This is a genomic window from Polynucleobacter duraquae (genome assembly GCF_000973625.1).
GTDB classification, from domain to species: Bacteria; Pseudomonadota; Gammaproteobacteria; order Burkholderiales; family Burkholderiaceae; genus Polynucleobacter; species Polynucleobacter duraquae.
This window is the reverse complement of record NZ_CP007501.1, coordinates 1,365,597-1,386,998: the sequence shown is the minus strand read 5'-3', so window position 1 is coordinate 1,386,998 and position 21,402 is coordinate 1,365,597. Positions and strand designations below refer to the sequence as shown.

The window sequence follows — 21,402 nt, the reverse complement described above, 5'->3', positions numbered from 1 at the left end:
TTTGGCTAAAATAAAAACAATCTATATCTGTCAGTCATGCGGCGGGACCTTTGCCAAATGGCAAGGTCAGTGCCCCTCATGCCAGGCATGGAATACGCTGGAGGAGGGCTTGCCTGAGGTGAGCTCAAACACCCGCTTTCAGGGATTGGCGCAGTCACTTCCCCGCCAAAAGCTTTCTGCTATTTCGGCCGAAGATCTCCCGCGCTTTAGCACTGGCGTAGAAGAGTTTGATCGCGTACTAGGTGGTGGATTAGTTCCTGGTGGTGTTGTGCTCTTAGGTGGCGATCCTGGGATTGGTAAATCTACTCTCTTGCTCCAAGCCCTTGCTGAGATGAGTGCTGCTGGTATGAACGTGCTCTATAGCAGTGGCGAAGAGTCTGCAGCGCAAATTGCATTACGTGCAAAACGTATTGCACTCGATGCGCCACAATTAGAAGTGCTCGCTGAGATTCAGTTAGAAAAGCTCTTATCCATTATGGATACGGTGAAGCCACAGGTCTTGGTGGTCGATTCCATTCAGACTTTGTATTCGGAGGTGCTCAGCTCAGCTCCAGGTTCGGTTGCGCAAGTACGAGAGTGTGCAGCACAATTAACCAGGGCCGCTAAATCAAGTGGTATCTGCGTCTTGATGGTGGGCCACGTTACTAAAGATGGTCATTTAGCGGGCCCTCGTGTACTGGAACATATTGTAGATACCGTCTTGTATTTTGAGGGTGACACGCATTCCTCATTTAGATTAGTGCGCTCGATTAAAAATCGTTTTGGCGCAGTCAATGAGTTAGGTGTGTTTGCTATGACCGAAAAAGGTCTGCGTGGCGTTGCAAACCCATCGGCGATTTTTCTTTCGCAGCATGCGGAGATGGTTCCGGGTGCCTGCGTATTGGTTACACAAGAGGGCAGTCGCCCACTGTTGGTAGAAATTCAGGCGCTAGTAGACACTGCGCATATTCCTAATCCACGTCGCTTGGCAGTTGGTTTGGAGCAAGCGCGTTTAGCCATGCTCTTAGCGGTGTTACATCGTCATGCTGGTGTTGCCTGCTTTGATCAGGATGTCTTCTTAAACGCGGTTGGTGGTGTGAAGATCTCAGAGCCAGCAGCTGACTTAGCAGTGTTGCTAGCAATTCAGTCTTCAATTCGCAATAAGGCCCTACCCAAGGAGTTGATTGTATTTGGTGAGGTTGGGTTAGCTGGAGAAATTCGCCCCTGCCCACGGGGTCAGGAACGCTTGAAAGAGGCCGCTAAACTTGGATTTACTGTAGCAATCATCCCGAAGGCCAACATGCCTAAGGCAAAGATTCCGGGATTAAGGGTGATACCAGTAGAACGTATTGATCAAGCGATCTCTGCTGCAGCGGAGCTTAGTTAAATCTCAGGATGTAATTTAGCGCAAGTCTTCTGCTTGAATCAGTAGTACTTGCTCATCGCCTGCAGATACTTCCATCCAAATGACTGGGATTTGTGGGAAAGCCTTTTTAAAGTTCTCATACTCATTGCCAATCTCAATCAAAATGGCACCACGCTCAGATAAATAGTCGGGAGCACCAGCAATAATCTTTCGAATCAGATCCATCCCATCATCGCCACCTGCTAATGCAATAGCAGGCTCCGCCTGGTATTCAGTAGGCAGGGCATTCATCGAATTTGCATTAACGTAAGGCGGATTACAAATGATGAGATCAAAGAGATTATCTTCATGAGGCTCTGGTAGTGCATCCCATAGATCACCTTCAAAAAGCTCTATCTGTGAAGTCAGGCTATGACGATCGAGATTGCGAGACGCCACTGCTAATGCAGGCAAACTAATGTCACATGCACTCACATGAATATCAGGGCATGCTAAGGCTAATAAAATTGCTAAAGAGCCATTGCCGGTACAAAGATCTAGTGCTTTGCCATCAGCAGGCAGCCAGGGCTCCAATGAACCATCTACGATGAGCTCAGCTATCCAGGAGCGGGGAACAATGCTCTGCTCACTAGAGAAAAAAGGCACACCCATTAACCAGGCTTCACCCAAGATATAAGCTAATGGCTTACGTGTGGAGATGCGGGTTTGTGTCACTTCAAGCGCTCGGGCAATTTGCTCGGCACTCATCACTTGCTCTAAGTGATCGAGTGCATCTGTAGGGCTGAAGTCAAGTTGTTTGCTGACAATCCAGAGGGCTTCACTCTGCGCATCAATGGCACCATGACCATAATGCAAATCTGCCGTTTCTAGTTCTTGTGCAATCTGATCAATACATTGATCAAGCGTCAGAGATTGCTGGGGCGCAGGGTCCATAAGGAATGTTTATAAAAAAGTAATTGACTAAACAGTCTTAAGCAACCAGTTGCTCGAGTGTCTTGCGATAGATATTTTTGAGTGGCACAACATCATTCACAATCACGCACTCATCAATCTTATGGCTAGTCGCATTGAGCGGGCCAAATTCGACAACTTCTTTGCAGATCTTCGCAATAAAGCGACCATCACTTGTGCCGCCAGTAGTGGAGAGTTCTGTATCAATTTTGGTTTCAGCCTTAATGGCCTTACGTAGGGCGCCAGCAAGGGCGCCATCACCAGTAATAAATGGGCTACCACCTAAGACCCAATCAATTTCAAAATCGAGACCTGCAGCTTTGAGAATTCCTTCTAGGCGGCTACGCAATTCCTCTGGCTTACTCTCAGTGGAGAAACGGAAGTTGAAATCAATCGCTAGCTCGCCAGGAATGACGTTGTTCGCACCAGTACCTGCATGAATATTCGAAATCTGAAAGCTCGTAGGCTGGAAATACTGGTTACCTTTATCCCACTCAGTCTCAACTAGCGCTTGAATTGCAGGTGCTGAAAGGTGAATCGGATTTTTACCCAGGTGAGGGTAGGCGATATGCGCCTGAATACCTTTAACCCGAAGCTTGCCGGAGAGTGATCCGCGGCGACCATTTTTAATCATGTCACCGAGTTGATCAACTGAAGTTGGCTCACCAATCACGCAGTAATCTAAACGCTGGCCTTGTTTTTGCAAGCGCTCGCACATGATGACAGTGCCGTCGTTAGCTGGACCTTCTTCATCGCTTGTAATCAAAAAGGCAATCGTGCCTTTGTGATCTGGATGGGTGATGACAAATTCTTCGGTAGCGACCACAAATCCTGCTAAAGAGGTTTTCATATCCGCAGCCCCACGACCGTACAGCATGCCATCTCTGATGGTTGGGGTAAACGGATCATTGGTCCACTTCTCTAGTGGGCCAGTTGGCACAACATCAGTGTGGCCAGCAAACACTAAGACCTTACCTTGATCTCCAGACACACCTTTTTTGATTGCCCACAAATTAGTAACCTGAAAATTCTCGGGACCACTCACTACGCTCTCTGTGTGAAAACCAATAGCTTGAAGGCGTTTGGCAATGAGGTCCTGACAGCCTCCGTCCGCCGGGGTGACCGAGCGGCAGGAGATGAGGGCTTCAGTTAACTCTAGGGTGGCACTCATATATTTAGCTTTAAGACTTAATCACGTAACAGTTCGTTAATCGCAGTCTTAGCTCTAGTTTGAGCATCTACCTTCTTCACGATGATTGCAGCGTACAGGCTGTACTTGCCACAAGCGGAAGGAAGGGAGCCTGGCACCACAACAGAACCTGCTGGTACACGGCCGTAATGGATCTCACCGGTTTCGCGGTCGTAGATCTTGGTGCTTTGACCAATGTAAACGCCCATGGAGAGAACAGCATTTTCTTCAATAATCACGCCTTCAACGACCTCGGATCGGGCGCCAATAAAGCAGTTATCTTCAATAATCACTGGACCTGCTTGAATTGGCTCCAAAACACCACCAATACCAACACCACCAGATAAATGCACGTTTTTACCGATTTGGGCACATGACCCTACGGTTGCCCAAGTATCGACCATGGTGCCTTCACCCACGTAAGCGCCGATATTGACGTAGGAGGGCATTAAAACGGCATTTTTGCCAATAAATGAGCCACGACGAGCCATTGCAGGCGGAACAACGCGGAAACCGCCATTGGCGAAGTCTTCTGCGGTGTAGTGCTCAAACTTGCTCGGCACCTTGTCGTAGAACTGGGTATAGCCACCAGCGCCCATTGGTTTGTTGTCTTCCAGACGAAAAGACAGCAAAACTGCCTTTTTAACCCATTGGTTTACTTCCCATTTGCCAACACTGAGGCGCTCAGCAACGCGAATACTGCCTGTATTGAGGCCCTCGAGAACGGCGTTCACGGCATTGCGGATTTCTCCAGAAACGGCCTCAGGAGACAGGTTTGCGCGGTTTTCCCAGGCTTGATCGATGATGCTTTGTGGTGATTTGCTCATGCTTTTCAGTTAACTATCAGATTGTTAAGGGATTTTGTCCCTGGATATAGATTGATCATTATATCGGTGGGGCAAAAACCCGTGTGGGGAGCCTTAAGCTTGCTATCATCTTCCCACTTTAGTAATAATTTTTGCCCCCTTATTTGAACCCCCTTTTTCCCTGCAAAGTACGCCGTGCAACTGAAATCCATCAAACTTTCCGGCTTTAAGTCTTTCGTCGACCCAACCCATTTTGAAATGCCAGGTCAATTGATCGGTGTTGTGGGTCCTAATGGTTGCGGAAAGTCGAACATTATTGACGCCGTGCGTTGGGTTTTGGGTGAGTCTCGCGCTAGTGAATTGCGTGGCGAATCCATGCAAGACGTCATTTTTAATGGCTCTGGTTTGCGTAAACCGTCGGGTCGTGCCAGCGTCGAACTTATTTTTGATAATTCTGAAGGACGCGCTCAAGGTCAGTGGAGTGCATTTACTGAATTGGGTATTAAGCGCGTTTTGACACGCGATGGTAATTCTAGTTATTACGTCAATAATCAAGTTGTGCGCCGTAAAGACATTCAAGATATTTTCTTAGGCACCGGTATGGGCCCTAGAGGTTATGCCATTATTGGGCAGGGCACTATCAACCGAATCTTAGAAGCAAAGCCAGAAGAGTTGCGTGTTTTCTTAGAAGAAGCAGCTGGTGTTTCTAAATACAAAGAGCGTCGTAAAGAAACCGCCTCCCGCCTTGAAGATACAAAAGAAAACTTAGTGCGCGTAGAAGATATTTTGCGTGAACTCGATCAACAAGTCACTCGTTTAGAGAAACAGGCAACCGTAGCTGAGCGTCACGCTGAACTATCTACGCAGATGAAATCTCAGCAGCAGCTTTTGTGGTTCGTACGTCAGACCGAAGCTGGCAAGGAGCAAGAGCGTCATGCCAACGGTATTCGTGACACACAGGTCAGCTTGGAAGAACAGACTGCCAAAATGCGTCATGTGGAGACTGAGCTCGAGACAATGCGCACTGAGCAGTACGCTTTGCAAGATCAGGTTTCTCAGGCTCAAGGAGACTTGTATCAAACCAATGCTGATGTGAGTCAGGTTGAATCACAAATTCGTTACGTGCAAGAAGCGCGCCAGCGCCTGCAACAACAATCCCAAGATTTACAAGCTCAACTGCAACGTTGGACCGTTCAAGAAACTGATGCCGCTCAAGCGCAACGCTCTGCCGAGCATGAGCTCAGCTTGGCTGCTGAAAAAGAACAAACATTAATGGCGGACTTATCTGGCTTGCAAGAGCAAATGCCAGCTCGCGAAGAGGCCTATCAAGTTCATATGCGCGAACTCAATGATGCGCGCGAGAACTTAGCAACGATTGACCAGCGCTTAGCTAGTTTAGGTGAGCGTGTGAAAGCCATCACTTCACAAGTAGAAGAACTCAAGGGGCGCGATACCCGTCTTGAAGCTGAGCTCGCAGGTATGCGCAGACCTGATGCCGAAGCATTGCAAATGGCAATTGATCGTCATGCGATGGCACAACGTAAAGTGGATGAAGCGAGACAAAAAGCAGGTGAGGCACAACAACGTGTGCCTGCTGCCGATGAGGCTCGTAATATCGCACAACAACAGATTCAATCTGCTAACCAAGAGTTGGCGCAAACCGAAGCTAAATTAACTGCACTAACTGCCTTGCAGGCCAGCGTTCAAGCGCAAGGCAAAATTGGCCCATGGCTTGAGAGCAAAGGTTTAAAAGAGAGTAAGCGTTTATGGCAAGAGCTTAAAGTCGAGAGTGGTTGGGAAGCCGCTTTAGAGTCCGTATTGCGCGAGCGCTTAGCCGCTGTTACAGCCAAGAGCGTTCAAGAAACTTTAGCCTTAGCCAATGATGCGCCTCCAAGTCGTTTAGCGATTTTACTCACAGAAGACATTTCTCCTGCGCACACTACCGTGCCAGCTGATTTCATTGCACTATTAACTCGTGTTCAAAGTGCAGGTGCACCACGCGTAGCTGCTGTATTGCAAGAGTGGTTAGATAACATCTATATTGCTAATAGCCTGGAAGATGCATTACATCGCCGTGAGAAGTTACCTGCAGGCGGTGCTTTCGTTACTCAGCAAGGTCACTTAGTGAGCCGTGTGGGTGTCCAGCTTTATGCAGCAGACTCTGAGCAAGCTGGTATGTTGGCACGTGCTCAAGAGATGGAAGGTCTCGAGAAGCAATTACGCGCACAGAAGCTTATTCAGAGTGAGTTGCAAGGTGAGCTAGATCAATGTGTTGCTAATTACCAAGCTGCCCATCAAGCTGCTGAGCAAACCCGTATTGCCGCAGAGCATGCCGTACAAGAAGTACATGGCTTTGAAGTAGAAAGAATGCAGCTAACGCAAGCTGAAGAAAAGTACAGTCAACGCGCTGAGCAAATTCAGGGTGAGTTAAGTGAGCTACGTCAGCAAATAGAGCAGTTGAGTCAAACTCAAGAGCAATCCTCTGAAGAGCTTGCGCAGTCAGAGGAATCCAAGCAAGGCTTGCAAGAGAATCTAGCCATTGCTCAAGAAAAACTGGAGCTAGCCACTCAAGAGCGCGATCACCTACGTGAATCTTTGCGCTCATCCGAGATGTCTGCCCAAGAAGCTGCATTTACAACCCGTTCTTTGCAGCAACGGATTGCTGACTTACAACGTGATCAAAGTACTGCGCGTGTTCAGATCATGGAGATTCAGGACAAGCAGGCTACTTCCGAGCAAGAGCTGGACACTCTGAGTGATGAAGAGGCACAAGATAAATTACAGGGCCTCTTGCTGGCTCGTAGCGCTCGCGAAGCTGCATTGTCGAATGCCCGTACAGAACAAGATGCACTATTGCATCAATTACGTGAAGCAGATGAAGTGCGCTTGCAGATTGAGCGCAGTCTTCAACCTATGCGTGACAAAGTGGTCGACTTACAGTTGCGCGAACAGGCCGCCCGTTTGAACTTTGAGCAGTTTGCAACTTTGTTGTCAGATGCTGAAGCCGACCTATCTGCACTTGAGGTAAGCTTCAGTCCAGATCTGAAGGTAGGGGCACTGCAAGCTGAAGTAAATCTACTCAACTCCGAGATTCAATCTTTAGGCCCGGTTAATATGGCTGCCTTGGACGAGCTCTCCAGTTCGCGTGAGCGTAAACAGTTTTTGGATGCACAATCAGCCGACTTGAACGAAGCAATGCAGACCTTGACGGATGCGATTGCTAAGATTGATGCAGAAACCCGTGATCTCTTGCAGGGCACTTTTGATCAGGTCAACATCCATTTCGGTAAGTTATTCCCCGAGCTGTTTGGTGGCGGTCATGCGGAGTTAGTAATGACTGGTGAGGAGATCTTGGATGCTGGTGTTCAGGTCATGGCTCAGCCTCCAGGCAAGAAGCTTAGTTCCATCTATTTGTTATCCGGCGGCGAAAAAGCTCTAACCGCAATTGCCCTAGTCTTTTCTCTCTTCCTGCTCAATCCTGCACCGTTCTGCTTACTCGATGAGGTTGATGCACCACTAGATGATGCGAACACCTTGCGTTATGCGCAGATGGTTGCCAAAATGTCTAATAAGACTCAGTTTGTATTCATCTCACATAACAAGATCACTATGGAAATCGCTCATCAGTTGATTGGTGTCACCATGCAAGAGCAGGGTGTATCGCGTATTGTGGCGGTGGATATTTCTTCTGCAGTATCGATGGTGGAGGCAGCTTAAGTGGATCTAGAGCAAATCATGACAGCGTTAGGTTTGTCTGACTTGCAGTTTGCTTTGGCTGTTATTGGCCTACTAATACTGATCTTAGTGGCTATTCTGAATATTAAATACGCTCGCGCACTGCGTAAAGCAAAAGCGAGAGTTGAGTATTACGCTGCTGAGCGAAGTGCGCGTGAACCAACTTTTGGGACTGGTTTTGCTGACCCCAGTCGTGGCGAACAGATTGAGCCAGTTTTCAAAGAAGGTTCCTTGCCAGTAAAGTCTAAATTGCCAGCCTTTTCAATTGATCCAAGAATAGACTGCGTGATTACTTTGCGTTTCCCCCAGCCCATTATGGGATCGGAGATCCTAAAGGAAACGCATTCCTGGGAAGATTTATCTGCTCCATCATCAGCCCGTTGGATGTGCGAGGGTTTCAATGTGGATCATGATTCTTCTGAGGCATGGGGTTTGCTTATGCCGGACTCTTCTTATTCGGAACTTCAGCTTGCTATTCAATTGGCAAGTCGTCGCGGTCCCATAGGCGTGCTAGAGTTATCTGACTTTTGTTCTAGAGCACAGGCGCTTGCCTTAACACTTGGCTCTCAGATTGACATGCCAAGCGTAACTACGATGTTGGATAAGGCTAAAGAGTTGGACTTCATGGCTGCTGAAAGTGATATTCAATTGAGCATCAACGTGCTATTTGATGAAGCATACCCTTGGAACAGCCTTGATTCTTTGATGCGTCAACGTGGATTTATCTTGTCTCGCAGTGGCCGCACTTATGAATACTTTAGTAATCGAGCCCCTATTTTTAGCAGCAATGACCTTAACCCTGGTGAGCCTGTGCAGCAACTTACCTTACTCCTGGAGTTGCCCTTAGTTTCCTTTGATGAGAAAGCATTCGAGCGCATGCTGGCAGAGGGCCTTGAAATTGCACAAGTTGCTAATGGTCGTTTAGTCGATGACAACGGAATTAATTTATCTGAAATTTCTATTCAAAGCATTCGCAAACACCTTGAGGGTTTATATGAAAACCTCGAGAGAAGCGGTGTTCCTGCTGGATCCTCTGCTGCCAGCAGACTTTTTAGCTGAGGAATCACTTGTCGTCCTCTAATCCGATAAATTTAGCGGATCGCTATGCATTATTACAAGCGGATCTAGTGCGCTTAGAGCATGCCTACTACGTTCTAGATAATCCAATAGTTCCTGATAGTGAATACGACCGCCTATATCGTGAGTTACTTGAGATAGAGGCCTTGCACCCTGAATGGATTACTGTGGATTCACTCTCGCAAAGGGTGGGCGGTGCTGCACTGAAGGAATTTGATTCAGTAACTCACGCAGTACCGATGCTTTCTTTGAACAATGCGTTTGAAGATGCTGAGTTAGTTGCCTTTGATCGTCGCTGCCGTGAAGGTCTGCATATTGATCAAGTAGATTACGCAGGCGAACTTAAATTTGATGGTCTAGCAATCTCCTTGCGCTACGAGCATGGCTCTTTGGTAAGAGCTGCTACCCGAGGCGATGGCGCCAGTGGTGAAGATGTCACTGCCAACATCAAAACTATTCGGGCTATTCCACTTAAGCTGATAGGTGACAATATCCCAGCAATATTGGAAGTGCGCGGTGAAGTCTTTATGTACCTGAAAGATTTCCAGAAAATGAATACACAAGCCGCTGCCCAGGGTGAGAAAGAGTTTGCTAACCCCCGTAATGCTGCAGCAGGAAGTTTGCGCCAACTAGATTCTAAGATTACTGCCAAAAGACCACTCTCGTTCTTTGCATACGGACTAGGAGCCCTAGAGCCACAGTCTTGGCTGCCAAAAACCCATGAAGAGCTTCTCAATGCTTACGTGAAATTGGGTTTGCCAGTCTGCGCTGAGCGTCGTGTGCTCAAGTCCGTTGAAGATATTTTGGTCTTTTATGGGGAGGTGGGAGCAAAGCGTGATTCTTTACCTTATGACATTGATGGCGTGGTCTATAAGGTCAACTCCTTTGCAGAGCAAGCTAAGCTGGGATTTGTATCTAGAGCTCCACGCTTTGCCTTAGCCCATAAATTCCCAGCGCAAGAAGCCTTAACTACCGTACTTGGAATTGATGTGCAAGTTGGGCGCACTGGTGCAATCACCCCTGTGGCAAGACTTGCTCCAGTTGAAGTGGGTGGCGTCACCGTTACGAATGCTACTTTGCACAATGAAGACGAGGTCAAGCGTAAAGATGTCCGCATTGGTGACACTGTTTCCGTCAGAAGGGCTGGGGATGTCATTCCGGAAGTGGTTTCGGTCCTTAAAGAACGTCGACCAAAAGGCGCAACAGAATTTGTAATGCCAAAAAATTGTCCGGTCTGTGATTCACATATTGAGCGCTTGGCTGACGAAGCCATTGCCCGTTGCAGTGGCGGCTTATTCTGCGGCGCACAGCGTAAGCAGGCATTAATTCATTTTGCACATAGAAGAGCCCTTGATATTGAAGGTCTGGGTGAGAAGATTGTTGATCAGTTAGTTGATCATAATTTAGTGAGAACACCCGCTGATCTTTATCGCCTTGGCTTTACAGCAATCGCTAATCTAGAGCGCATGGGTGAGAAGTCAGCTGACAATCTCATTGCCGCAATCAATCAATCTAGAAACACTACGCTAGCCAGATTCATCTTTGCGTTAGGCATTCGTCACGTGGGTGAGACTACCGCCAAAGACTTGGCCAATCACTACCAATCCATGCGCGCTTTGATGGATGCCAACCACGAAGACTTGCTGACAGTAAAAGATGTTGGCCCTGTAGTGGCAGACTCCATTACCAGCTTTATGGTAGAAGCTCATAATCGTGAAGTGATTGAGCAACTCTTAGCATCAGGAATGCAGCTTTCTGTAGAAGAAAAAGTTATCAGTGCAGCAGTCGCAGGAAAAACCTTTGTACTCACGGGTACATTCCCGACTATGACAAGAGACGAAGCTAAAGATTTGCTTGAAAAAGCAGGCGCCAAAGTAGCAGGCTCAGTCTCCAAAAAAACTGACTATGTAGTTGCAGGTACGGATGCTGGAAGCAAGCTCACAAAGGCAGAGGAGCTAGGCGTTCCAGTAATTGATGAAGCGGCTATGATGGATCTACTTAAGTAGGTCACTTCCTACACAAACATCAGGTAGGCATTTTTGTTTCCCCTCTATAAGCTTAAGGCTTTGAGAGGGAAGCATGCATCAAAATACGGTAAGCAAGCTCTAGATATGTTCTCAATCTTCAATTTTATTGGTCGCAGCACAAAGAGACTTTTGTAATGAATTCCCCTTTATCCTTCATTTCACTCTCTCGGAGAATATTGGATTCAGAAAATCCATTTTCAAGATCCAACCAGTTGGGCCACATTACTGGAAGTGGTCTGGTTATTAAGGATGGTAAAGCTCTCCTCATCTTTCATCCCTATATCAAGCAATGGTTCCAGCCTGGCGGCCACATTGAAGATGGTGAGTTTCCCATTGAGGCGGCAATAAGAGAAGTTTACGAGGAGACGGGGATTCTTTGCGAGTCTATCGAGGGTCAATTAGATCCAGTTGATATTGATCTGCATGAAATCCCTGCAAATCCAAAGAAAGGCGAGGGCGCACATTTGCATATTGATCTTTTATTTGTATTGCAGGTGATTGAGGAGCGAGATTCTCCTGAGGATATTCAAAAAGCATGGGTGCCTTTTGATCAAATTACTAGCCCGCGCATTAAACGAGCCTTGCAAAAGCTGCAAGATCACGCTTAAGCCCCTAAAGCCTCGAGTAAATCTGTCTCTAGCAAGATCTGTAGCTTAGGGTTCTTGCTCAAGTTTGCCGCATCCAATAGAAATACGTCTTCCACTCGCTCACCTAATGTATTGATGCGTGCAGTATGTAATGAGACTTGATGCTTGGCTAATATTCTGGAGATGACATAGAGTAAGCCAGTGCGATCACTCGCTGAGAGGGATAGAGCATAGTAATGACCGCGCTCATCTGGAGTCATATGTACGCGTGGCTGAATTGGGAATGTGCGTGATTGCCTCGATAGGCGACCCATACTGGGTGATGGTAATGGGTCATTATGTTGTAGTGCAGCTGTCAATTCGTATTCAACTAGTTGAATCAGATCACGGTAGCTACCACCTTCATCTACTAAGTTACTTCCTGAAATTTGGAAGGTATCGAGTGCATAGCCATGCTTTGTTGTATGAATACGGGCATCCCAAATTGAGAAACCATGCCGCTCAAAGTAGGCACAAATTCTGGCAAAGAGGTCTTCTTGGTCTTTGACATAGACGGCAATCTGTAATCCTTCGCCAACTGGGGAGAGGCGAGCACGTACAACGGGGATTTCGCTATTCACCTTATCCAGTAGATGGCGAGTTAACCAAGCAATATCAGCGGCATCTTGGCGCAAGAAGAAGGCAACATCCAATTGCTTCCAGAGATTTTCATAAGCAGAGTCTTCAATTGCGTAAAGGCGCAACTTGGCGCGGGATTCTTCTTGATGTTGTGCTAGCTCTGAGGAGGCATCTGGCTTTGCTCCGCCTAATACGCGTAGAGTGACACGATAAAGATCCTCTAATAGTTTGCCTTTCCAGGCATTCCATACTTTGGGGCTCGTTCCACGGACATCAGCAACAGTGAGCAGGTAAAGTGCAGTGAGATGGCGCTCATCACCCACCTTTTTAGCAAACGCTTGAACTACATCGGGATCGGTAATATCTTTTTTCTGAGCCACTTGACTCATGTTTAAGTGTTCTGCAACTAGCCAAATTAAGAGCTCAGTATCTGCTTTATCTAAACTATGATCTTTGGCAAACTTGCGCATGTCTGTCTTACCAAGTTCGGAGTGATCACCCCCACGCCCCTTGGCAATGTCATGAAAGAGTGCAGCAATGACTAATAGCCAAGGCTTTTCAAAATGGGCAATCAGGCTGCTACAAAAAGGAAACTCATGTGTATGCTCAACCACCATAAAGCGGCGCACATTCCGCAGCACCATCAGGATATGTTGATCCACTGTGTAGACATGAAACAAGTCATGCTGCATTTGGCCAACGATTCTTCTAAAGGCTGGCAGATAGCGACCAAGTACGCTGGTCCGATTCATGAGTTGGAAGGCGCGACTGACTCCCTCGGGCTCCTTAAGAATTTCAATAAATAGTGCGCGGTTGACCGGATCTTTGCGCCATTGGCTATCCATTTTTTGGCGAGCGTTAAACAAAGCTCTAAAGATCGTTGCCGATAAGCTCTTGACGTTGGATGTTTGCGCAAAAACTAAAAAGGTCCGCAGAATTTGTTCTGGATGCTTTTGAAATAACTGAGGGTCAGTAATGTCTAGGACTCCTTGACGCTCAATAAAGCATTCATTACCCTCGCCAGCAATAGCATGTGTTGTTTTAGATTCTTGAGGGAAAAGGAGCGCTTCAATATTTTGCAGTAATACATCGTTTAATTGACTGACTGCTTTTGCCGCCCAGTAGTAGCGACGCATGATGGCCTCACTAGCCAGTCTAGAGGACTCTTCTGTAATGCCCACGGCCGCTGCTAATGGTGTCTGTAAGTCAAATACCAAAACATCCTGCCTACGCTTCGCTAGTAAATGCAAGTTTGCGCGCAGAGTTTCTAAAAAACGCTGGTTGCGATTCAGCTCAGTTAGTTCACGTTGAGTTACCAAGCCTGCAAGACTGAGATCCTTGAAGGTATTACCAAAATGTGCAGCTTTGCTGACCCAAGAAATCACCTGTAAGTCACGCAAGCCACCAGGGCTCTCCTTGCAATTGGGCTCCAATGAGTAGGGCGTGTCTTGATATTTGTAATGACGCTGGATTTGCTCAGCCAGCTTTGCCTGGAAAAATGACTTTGGATCCAAAGTCTTTTCATAAACAGATTCAAACTCTTTGAAGAGAGCTTTCTTGCCGCAGATGAGTCGTGATTCAAGAAGGGAGGTGCGAACAGTAATGTCTTGTTCTGCCTCGGATATGCACTCGGCAACAGTTCTCACTGAGGAGCCAATTTCTAATCCGGTATCCCAGCATTGCGCTACAAACTTTTCAATCTTGCTGGCAAGAACATCTTCAAAGTATTGCTTATCTGCAGGCAGCAAAATCAGAATATCAATATCGGAATAGGGAAAGAGGGCGCCCCTGCCAAATCCACCCACTGCCACAAGTGCAGCATCCGAATTTAAATCACAGGAGTTCCATATACTAATGAGGAGTTGATCGCTGAGCTTGCTCAGTTGCTTGGTTAATCGCCCAACAACTTGATGCTCGCGAAAGTCATCATAGGCTAATTCTCGTGCAGCCCTTAAGCTGGAAATATCAACAATAGGTTTCATTGCTGCGAGAGTTTGACCCATTGCGCTTGAGCTAGTTTAGTAATTACGCGTTGGCTAGATTTGGTCTAAATGACAGACCTTTAACGCAATCAGGAATTGGATTACTGCCCTCTGACCAAGTTAACACTTCAACGCCAGTGGCTGTCACTAAAAGTGTGTGTTCCCATTGCGCTGAGAGGCTACGGTCTTTAGTCTTCACCGTCCATTGATCAGGCATTGTCCGAATATCGCGCTTACCAGCATTGATCATCGGCTCAATAGTGAAGGTCATGCCTTCTTTTAACTTTTCACCGGTGCCTGGACGGCCGTAGTGAAGAATCTGTGGATCTTGATGAAACACTTTGCCAATGCCATGACCGCAGTATTCACGAACAACTGAATAACCGGCTTTTTCAGCATGGGTCTGAATAACATGGCCAATGTCACCGAGCGATGCGCCAGGCTTCACTTGCGCAATACCAAGCCACATACATTCAAAAGTAATTTGGGTGAGGCGTTTAGCTAATACTGAAACTTCACCAACCATAAACATGCGGCTGGTATCGCCGTAGTAGCCATCAGGCGTAATCACAGTGATGTCGAGGTTGACAACATCCCCAGCTTTTAAAATCTTCTCACCAGGGATGCCATGGCAGATCACATCGTTAACCGAAGTACAGATCGATGCCGGGAAGGGTGGGTAGCCGGGTGGCTGGTAGTTCAGTGGGGCTGGAATCGTCTTTTGGACATCGCGCATATATTCATGGCAGATGCGATCTAGTTCAGCCGTACTGACACCAGCATTCACGTGCGGGGCAACGTGGTCAAGAACTTCACTGGCTAAGCGGCCAGCTTCGCGCATCCCTTGGATGTCTTTTTCGGCGGTAAATACACTGTTCATCCCTTGATTATCAACGACTTGAAGCTTTTTACTAGTGGGAAGATGCCTAAATAATAGGCAGATGCACCATTTAACGGTATTTCTGGGCAGGTTCTCTAGTAAGGCGCCAGGGGTGGGGCGTCTAGACCATTGATATTTAAGCTATAATTTCGTTCTCAGGTCAATTTTGATCTGAAATAGCGGGTTGAGCCTTCCAGGGTGGCGCTTTTTAGCGCAGCTAGGACTCAATCTCAGAAACCAACCCTTAGGAGAAGTTATGTCAGTAACTATGCGTCAAATGCTGGAAGCCGGTTGCCATTTTGGTCACCAAACCCGTTTCTGGTCCCCAAGAATGGCCCCTTACATTTTCGGCCATCGCAACAAAATTCACATCATCAACTTAGAAAAAACATTGCCAATGTTTCAGGACGCCCTGAAATTTGCAAAACAAGTTGCTGCTAACCGTGGAACTATCTTATTCGTTGGTACTAAGCGTCAATCACGCGAGATCATTGCTGAAGAAGCTGCTCGTGCTGGTATGCCATATATCGACAGCCGTTGGTTGGGCGGTACGCTCACGAACTTCAAAACTGTTAAAGGCTCCCTAAAGCGTTTGAAGGACATGGCTGTTGCTAAAGAAGCTGGTGATTGGGAAAAGCTTTCCAAGAAAGAAGCGTTGACTAATGATCGCGATCTCGACAAGTTGCAAAAAGCACTTGGTGGTATTCAAGACTTGAACGGCGTTCCTGATGCGATTTTCGTAGTGGACGTTGGCTATCACAAGATTGCTATTACTGAAGCTAACAAGCTTGGTATTCCTGTTATCGCTGTAGTGGATACCAACCACTCACCAGAAGGTGTTGATTACATCATTCCTGGTAACGATGACTCCAGCAAAGCTGTTCTGCTCTACGCTCGTGGGATTGCTGATGCAATCCTCGAAGGTAAATCAAATTCGGTTCAAGAAATCTTGACTGCTGTTAAAGAAGGCGAAGAAGAGTTTGTTGAAGAAGGGAAAGCTGAATAATGGCTGCTATTACCGCTGCAATGGTTGGCGAGTTACGCGCCAAGACTGATGCTCCGATGATGGAGTGCAAAAAAGCATTGACTGAGGCTGATGGTGATATGGCTCGTGCAGAAGAAATTCTGCGTGTAAAGCTCGGTAGCAAAGCTGGTAAAGCCGCATCCCGTGTTACTGCTGAAGGTATCGTTGCTTCAGCGATCAATGGCACTACAGGTACTTTGCTTGAAGTGAACTGCGAAACTGACTTCGTTTCAAAAAATGATGATTTCTTGGCATTTACACAAGCCTGCGCAAATTTGATTTCTGAAAAGAATCCAGCCGACGTTGCTGCCTTACTTGCATTACCCATGAATGGCCAAACTGTGGATGAAGTTCGTAGCGCCTTGATCGGTAAGATCGGCGAGAACATCATGCCGCGTCGCTTCAAGCGTTTTGCTGGCAGCAACAAGTTGGTTTCTTATCTCCACGGTACTCGTATTGGCGTTATGGTTGAGTTCGAGGGTGATGAGACTGCAGCTAAAGACGTAGCAATGCATATTGCTGCAATGAAGCCAGTGGCTTTGTCGATGGCTGATGTTCCTGCTGAAGCGATTGCTGTTGAGCGTAGTGTTGCGGTTCAAAAGGCTGCTGAATCTGGCAAACCACCAGAAATCGTTGAGAAGATGGTTGAAGGTTCTATTCAGAAGTACCTCAAAGAGGTTTCTTTGTTGAACCAAACTTTCGTTAAAAACGACAAGCAATCTGTTGAGCAAATGCTCAAAGCTGCTAACACCACGATCAAGGGTTTCACTATGTTTGTTGTGGGCGAGGGCATTGAGAAGCGTCAAGATGACTTTGCAGCTGAAGTTGCTGCTCAGGTTGCCGCTGCTAAAGGCGCTTAATTAGCTCCAAGCTTGCCGGGCTCTTCCGGTACGGCTGTAATACCCAAAAGGGCATATAAACCTCGGTTTCCATGCCCTTTTCTTTGATCTGTGCCAAGCCCTTTATAATTTGGGCAAGATATTAAAAAGTACTTAAAGATCAATAAGCTAAGCAGATAAATTGCCCAGCAAATTACGGAAAATAAAACGATGCCAGCCTACAAACGTGTTCTCTTAAAACTCTCTGGTGAAGCCCTCATGGGGGATGATGCTTTTGGAATTAATCCAATCACAATTGATTCCATGGTGAAAGAAATAGCTGACGTAGTAAACAGTGGCGTTCAATTGGCTATCGTGATTGGTGGCGGAAATATTTTCCGAGGTGTAGCGGGCGGTGCGGCCGGTATGGATCGTGCAACCGCTGACTACATGGGAATGCTGGCCACAATGATGAATTCTCTTGCGCTGCAAGATGCTTTGCGCCAAAAAGGTGTTGAAGCTCGTGTGCAGTCTGCTTTAAGAATGGATCAAGTGGTCGAGCCTTACATCCGTCCTCGTGCGATTCGTGCTCTGAGTGAGGGTAAGGTAGTGATCTTTGCTGCTGGCACGGGCAATCCATTCTTTACTACCGACACAGCAGCTGCTTTGCGCGGCGCAGAGATGGGCGTTGAAATCGTGCTTAAGGCTACTAAGGTAGATGGTATTTACAGCGCTGATCCAATGAAAGACCCAACAGCGACTTTGTATAAAACAATGACTTTTGACGAGGCAATCATCAAAAACTTGCAAGTAATGGATGCAACTGCTTTTGCATTGTGCCGTGATCGCAAATTACCAATCAAAGTATTTTCGATTCTCAAGCCAGGCGCATTGATGCGTGTGGTTCAGGGTGAGTCTGAAGGTACTTTAGTACACGTTTAATAGGAGGCTTGATGTCCGCAGCAGAAATTAAAACCACTACCGATCAAAAGATGCAGAAGTCTCTTGAGGCTCTGAAAACCAATTTGGCGAAGATTCGCTCTGGTCGTGCAAACCCTGGAATCTTGGAGCACATCCAGGTGGATTACTACGGCAATCCAACACCACTAAGCCAAGTGGCTAGCCTAGGTTTGGCTGATGCTAGAACGATTAACGTGCAACCATTTGAAAAAACGATGGTTGCCGTAATTGAAAAGGCGATTCGTGATTCGGATTTGGGTCTCAATCCAGCATCGCAAGGCACTGTGATTCGAGTGCCTATGCCTGCATTAACTGAAGAACGCCGCCGTGATTTGACTAAGGTTGTCAAAAACGAGGGTGAAGATACGAAGATTGCCGTACGTAATCTACGTCGCGATGCGAATGAGCATTTAAAGCGCCTTACCAAAGATAAAGAAATTTCCGAGGATGATGAGCGTCGTGCGACTGATGATATTCAGAAGATGACTGATCGCGCAGTGGTCGAGATCGACAAGATCGTTTCTGAAAAAGAAAAAGAGATCATGACGGTTTAATCGTCAGATTCATTCTCATTATTCGCCTTATGACACAGCACACTAGCTCAACCTTAGTTATTCCAGAGGTTAGTGCTATTCCACGTCATGTCGCCATCATCATGGACGGTAACGGACGTTGGGCAAGTAAGCGTTTCATGCCACGGGTAGCGGGTCACTCAGAGGGTTTAGGTGCGGTTCGTAAGATTGTTCAAGAGTGTCGCCAACTAGGCGTGGAATATCTCACTCTGTTTGCCTTCAGCTCTGAAAATTGGCGCCGCCCTCCAGAGGAAGTTAGCTTTTTAATGAAGCTATTCCTGAAATCCTTAAAGGGTGAAGTCTCTCGTTTGGCTGAAAACGACATCCGTCTTCGTCTCATTGGGGATTTAAGCCGCTTTGATTCTGGGATTCAGGAGATGGTGCAGTTCTCAGAAGAAAAAACAGCAGGCTGCAAAGGGCTTACGCTCACGATTGCCGCTAACTATGGTGGACGCTGGGATATCTTGCAGGCGATGCGCCAATCTTTGGTCGCCAACCCGAGTTTGGAACCAGAGCAAGTCTCTGAAGAATTAATACAACCCTATTTATCTATGGCCTATGCGCCAGAGCCAGATTTATTTATTCGAACTGGTGGCGAGCAGCGCGTCAGCAACTTTCTGCTTTGGCAACTGGCCTATACCGAGTTATATTTCACGGATACTCTTTGGCCTGATTTTGATGAAGCTCAATTACATATAGCTTTTGACTGGTTTAGTCAGCGCGAGCGTCGCTTTGGACGCACTAGCGCTCAGTTAGCGTCTGAGTCATTGAGCGACGCAGTCTAACCCTCCTTATTTCTCCATGCTAATCACTCGAATCATTACTGCCACCATCTTGATGGCAGTGCTATTACCTATTTTATTTTTCTTACCACCGATTTACTTGGGTATATTTTTCCTGATTGCCTTGGTTGCCGCTGCTTGGGAATGGAGTCGCATGATTGCCCCGGAAGCTAAAAAGGCTGCCTGGCTCTATGCTGTTTTTTGTTTAGTCATCATCTTATTGTTGCTGGGTATGCAAGCAATCACATGGCAATTTTCTTTGCTCATGATGGCGGTCTTGTTTTGGTTCTTTTTAGCGCCATTCATTTTAGCCAAAGGAATGAATCTCTCGCTTCAAAAATTCAAACCTTTCTACAGCATTACGGGCTTGATTATTCTGCCAGCAACCTGGTTTGCTTTGGTCTTCTTGCGTGAGTTGGGATTAGTCTTTTTATTAACAACAATGGCTTTAGTTTGGGTTGCTGATATCGGCGCTTATTTTGTCGGTAAAGCGTTTGGCAAACATAAGCTAGCTGTAAGTATTAGCCCGGGGAAATCGATTGAGGGCGCGCTAGGTGGTTTACTACTTTGCTATCTCTATGCATTCTTGTGCGTCACGTTTTTACCACTAGGTGATACTTTATTTGGCGCTTGGGCTATTCAATTCGGTTGGGTGCCGATGTTCCTGATGGTCACGGTATTGACAGCGTTCAGTGTCTTTGGGGATTTATTTGAATCTCAGTTAAAGCGTTTGGCTGGCGTCAAAGATAGTAGTCATCTATTACCAGGTCATGGTGGTGTACTAGACCGCGTTGATGCACTCATTCCGACAATGCCGATTGCTGCATTACTAGCAGGGTGGATTTAATGCCTCTTAAACAGCTTGCTATCTTAGGGTCAACTGGATCGATTGGTGTTAATACCTTAGACGTGATCCGCGCGCATCCTGATCGTTTTAAAGTGGTAGCCCTGACTGCCGCAAAACAAATTGAGCGTTTAGCCGAGCAATGTATTGAGTTCAAGCCTGCTATCGCAGTGGTGGCTGATGCTGATGGTGCCGCTCAACTGAGTCAACTGTTACAAGAGAAAAAGATTTCTACTCAAGTTCTCTATGGACCCGAGGCTTTAGTCAGCGCAGTAATAGAGTCGGGTTGCGATACCGTAATGGCAGCGATTGTAGGGGCCGCCGGCCTAGTCCCAACCTTGGCAGCAGCAAAAGCGGGTAAGCGAGTACTGCTCGCTAACAAAGAAGCGCTCGTGATGTCGGGTAATTTATTTATGCAGGCAATGAAAGCGGGCGGTGGCGAATTGCTCCCGATTGATAGCGAGCACAATGCAATCTTTCAATGTTTACCTGATCGCTTTACAAAAACTCCATCTGTTCATTTGGGCGTTGAAGAGCTTTGGTTAACTGCCTCTGGTGGACCATTTAGGGATAGACCCCTCACAGATTTAGCGGGCATTACGCCCGACCAAGCTTGCGCACATCCGAATTGGGTGATGGGTCGAAAGATTTCGGTTGATTCTGCGACGATGATGAATAAAGGTCTTGAGGTCATTGAGGCTTTTTGGTTGTTTGGCCTGCCATTAGAAAAAATTAAGGTTTTGATTCACCCGCAGAGCGTAGTGCACTCGATGGTGCGTTATCGCGATGGCTCGGTTTTAGCGCAAATGGGTCAACCTGATATGCGCACTCCGATTGCCTATGGACTGGCTTGGCCTGAACGTATTGATGCTGGTGTTGCTCCTTTGAATCTGACACAGTTGAGCAGCCTCAGTTTTACAGAGCCTAATTTTGATCAATTTCCTTGTTTAAGCTTGGCGTTTGCTGCTGCAAAGGCAGGGGGAACTGCGCCTGCCGTATTAAATGCCGCTAATGAAGTTGCCGTTGCCGCTTTCTTGGGCGATGGACTACCTTACTTAAGCATTCCGAAGGTAGTGGAGCACTGTTTAAATGCTTTGCCATCGGCCCCTGCGGATTCTTTAGAAGTAATCCTTGGGGTTGATGCTCAGGCTCGTCAAGCAGCCAATCAATTTATTCGCAACATTCAGAAATAGATTGATCTTTTA

Annotated in this window: 17 protein-coding genes; 12 read left to right on the top strand and 5 right to left on the bottom strand. The window is 46.9% G+C overall.

Annotated elements, in window-relative coordinates:
- Nucleotide 1 precedes the first annotated feature (1 nt).
- A complete protein-coding gene (gene radA / locus CL55_RS07175; protein WP_046330472.1) occupies nt 2–1,366 on the top strand; it encodes a DNA repair protein RadA in 1,365 nt (454 codons plus the stop codon).
- Nucleotides 1,367–1,381: 15 nt separating this feature from the next.
- On the opposite strand, the gene prmB is transcribed toward radA, so the two are convergent.
- Genes prmB through dapD form a run of 3 tightly spaced genes read right to left on the bottom strand, consistent with a single transcriptional unit; the run spans nt 1,382 to nt 4,312 of the window.
- Nucleotides 1,382–2,278 (bottom strand): 50S ribosomal protein L3 N(5)-glutamine methyltransferase, encoded by an 897-nt coding sequence (gene prmB, locus CL55_RS07170; RefSeq protein WP_046330471.1) that lies wholly within the window; start codon nt 2,276–2,278, stop codon nt 1,382–1,384.
- A gap of 37 nt (nt 2,279–2,315) precedes the next feature.
- The gene (gene dapE / locus CL55_RS07165; RefSeq protein ID WP_046330470.1) at nt 2,316–3,467 is read right to left on the bottom strand and encodes a succinyl-diaminopimelate desuccinylase; all 1,152 of its coding nucleotides are present in this window, start codon (nt 3,465–3,467) and stop codon (nt 2,316–2,318) included.
- A 17-nt stretch (nt 3,468–3,484) separates the two neighbouring features.
- On the bottom strand, nt 3,485–4,312 hold the full coding sequence (gene dapD, locus CL55_RS07160; protein ID WP_046330469.1) for a 2,3,4,5-tetrahydropyridine-2,6-dicarboxylate N-succinyltransferase: 828 nt from the start codon (nt 4,310–4,312) through the stop codon (nt 3,485–3,487).
- Nucleotides 4,313–4,486: 174 nt separating this feature from the next.
- On the opposite strand from dapD, the gene smc reads away from it, so the two are divergent.
- The 4 genes from smc to CL55_RS07140 all read left to right on the top strand — a co-directional run bounded on the left by smc (nt 4,487) and on the right by CL55_RS07140 (nt 11,738).
- A complete protein-coding gene (gene smc / locus CL55_RS07155; protein WP_046330468.1) occupies nt 4,487–8,008 on the top strand; it encodes a chromosome segregation protein SMC in 3,522 nt (1,173 codons plus the stop codon).
- Nucleotides 8,009–8,026: 18 nt separating this feature from the next.
- The gene (locus tag CL55_RS07150; RefSeq protein WP_046330467.1) at nt 8,027–9,085 is read left to right on the top strand and encodes a cell division protein ZipA C-terminal FtsZ-binding domain-containing protein; all 1,059 of its coding nucleotides are present in this window, start codon (nt 8,027–8,029) and stop codon (nt 9,083–9,085) included.
- A gap of 8 nt (nt 9,086–9,093) precedes the next feature.
- On the top strand, nt 9,094–11,109 hold the full coding sequence (gene ligA / locus CL55_RS07145) for an NAD-dependent DNA ligase LigA (protein ID WP_046330466.1): 2,016 nt from the start codon (nt 9,094–9,096) through the stop codon (nt 11,107–11,109).
- 197 nt (nt 11,110–11,306) lie between these two features.
- Entirely contained in the window at nt 11,307–11,738 is a 432-nt protein-coding gene (locus CL55_RS07140; protein ID WP_237150481.1) for an NUDIX hydrolase, read from the top strand.
- Here CL55_RS07140 and CL55_RS07135 read toward each other — a convergent pair.
- Both CL55_RS07135 and map read right to left on the bottom strand, forming a co-directional pair.
- Entirely contained in the window at nt 11,735–14,338 is a 2,604-nt protein-coding gene (locus CL55_RS07135) for a [protein-PII] uridylyltransferase (protein ID WP_046330464.1), read from the bottom strand. The genes CL55_RS07140 and CL55_RS07135 overlap by 4 nt on opposite strands.
- Before the next feature lie 22 nt (nt 14,339–14,360).
- A complete protein-coding gene (gene map / locus CL55_RS07130; protein WP_046330463.1) occupies nt 14,361–15,197 on the bottom strand; it encodes a type I methionyl aminopeptidase in 837 nt (278 codons plus the stop codon).
- A gap of 256 nt (nt 15,198–15,453) precedes the next feature.
- On the opposite strand from map, the gene rpsB reads away from it, so the two are divergent.
- From rpsB to ispC, 7 genes are all read left to right on the top strand, one after another.
- A complete protein-coding gene (rpsB, locus tag CL55_RS07125; protein ID WP_015421433.1) occupies nt 15,454–16,203 on the top strand; it encodes a 30S ribosomal protein S2 in 750 nt (249 codons plus the stop codon).
- Complete coding sequence (gene tsf, locus CL55_RS07120; RefSeq protein ID WP_046330462.1) at nt 16,203–17,081, top strand: translation elongation factor Ts; 879 nt, start codon at nt 16,203–16,205, stop codon at nt 17,079–17,081. Before rpsB ends, tsf begins: the two co-directional genes overlap by 1 nt.
- Before the next feature lie 189 nt (nt 17,082–17,270).
- Nucleotides 17,271–17,981 (top strand): UMP kinase, encoded by a 711-nt coding sequence (gene pyrH, locus CL55_RS07115; RefSeq protein ID WP_046330461.1) that lies wholly within the window; start codon nt 17,271–17,273, stop codon nt 17,979–17,981.
- A gap of 11 nt (nt 17,982–17,992) precedes the next feature.
- The gene (frr, locus tag CL55_RS07110) at nt 17,993–18,553 is read left to right on the top strand and encodes a ribosome recycling factor (RefSeq protein ID WP_046330460.1); all 561 of its coding nucleotides are present in this window, start codon (nt 17,993–17,995) and stop codon (nt 18,551–18,553) included.
- Between the two features lie 29 nt (nt 18,554–18,582).
- Nucleotides 18,583–19,356: an isoprenyl transferase gene (locus CL55_RS07105; RefSeq protein ID WP_046330459.1), complete on the top strand. Its 774-nt coding sequence runs from the start codon at nt 18,583–18,585 to the stop codon at nt 19,354–19,356.
- Nucleotides 19,357–19,372: 16 nt separating this feature from the next.
- Nucleotides 19,373–20,200: a phosphatidate cytidylyltransferase gene (locus CL55_RS07100; RefSeq protein ID WP_046330458.1), complete on the top strand. Its 828-nt coding sequence runs from the start codon at nt 19,373–19,375 to the stop codon at nt 20,198–20,200.
- Nucleotides 20,200–21,390, top strand: a complete 1,191-nt coding sequence (gene ispC / locus CL55_RS07095) for a 1-deoxy-D-xylulose-5-phosphate reductoisomerase (protein WP_046330457.1) — start codon at nt 20,200–20,202, stop codon at nt 21,388–21,390. Before CL55_RS07100 ends, ispC begins: the two co-directional genes overlap by 1 nt.
- Nucleotides 21,391–21,402: the final 12 nt, after the last annotated feature.

Coding starts and splice junctions, on each gene's coding strand:
- CL55_RS07135 (WP_046330464.1), bottom strand. CDS start 14,338: ATGGGTCAAACTCTCGCAGCAATGAAACCTATTGTTGATATTTCCAGC.
- rpsB (WP_015421433.1), top strand. CDS start 15,454: ATGTCAGTAACTATGCGTCAAATGCTGGAAGCCGGTTGCCATTTTGGT.
- dapD (WP_046330469.1), bottom strand. CDS start 4,312: ATGAGCAAATCACCACAAAGCATCATCGATCAAGCCTGGGAAAACCGC.
- CL55_RS07105 (WP_046330459.1), top strand. CDS start 18,583: ATGACACAGCACACTAGCTCAACCTTAGTTATTCCAGAGGTTAGTGCT.
- map (WP_046330463.1), bottom strand. CDS start 15,197: ATGAACAGTGTATTTACCGCCGAAAAAGACATCCAAGGGATGCGCGAA.
- ispC (WP_046330457.1), top strand. CDS start 20,200: ATGCCTCTTAAACAGCTTGCTATCTTAGGGTCAACTGGATCGATTGGT.
- CL55_RS07100 (WP_046330458.1), top strand. CDS start 19,373: ATGCTAATCACTCGAATCATTACTGCCACCATCTTGATGGCAGTGCTA.
- prmB (WP_046330471.1), bottom strand. CDS start 2,278: ATGGACCCTGCGCCCCAGCAATCTCTGACGCTTGATCAATGTATTGAT.
- tsf (WP_046330462.1), top strand. CDS start 16,203: ATGGCTGCTATTACCGCTGCAATGGTTGGCGAGTTACGCGCCAAGACT.
- CL55_RS07150 (WP_046330467.1), top strand. CDS start 8,027: ATGACAGCGTTAGGTTTGTCTGACTTGCAGTTTGCTTTGGCTGTTATT.
- pyrH (WP_046330461.1), top strand. CDS start 17,271: ATGCCAGCCTACAAACGTGTTCTCTTAAAACTCTCTGGTGAAGCCCTC.
- dapE (WP_046330470.1), bottom strand. CDS start 3,467: ATGAGTGCCACCCTAGAGTTAACTGAAGCCCTCATCTCCTGCCGCTCG.
- frr (WP_046330460.1), top strand. CDS start 17,993: ATGTCCGCAGCAGAAATTAAAACCACTACCGATCAAAAGATGCAGAAG.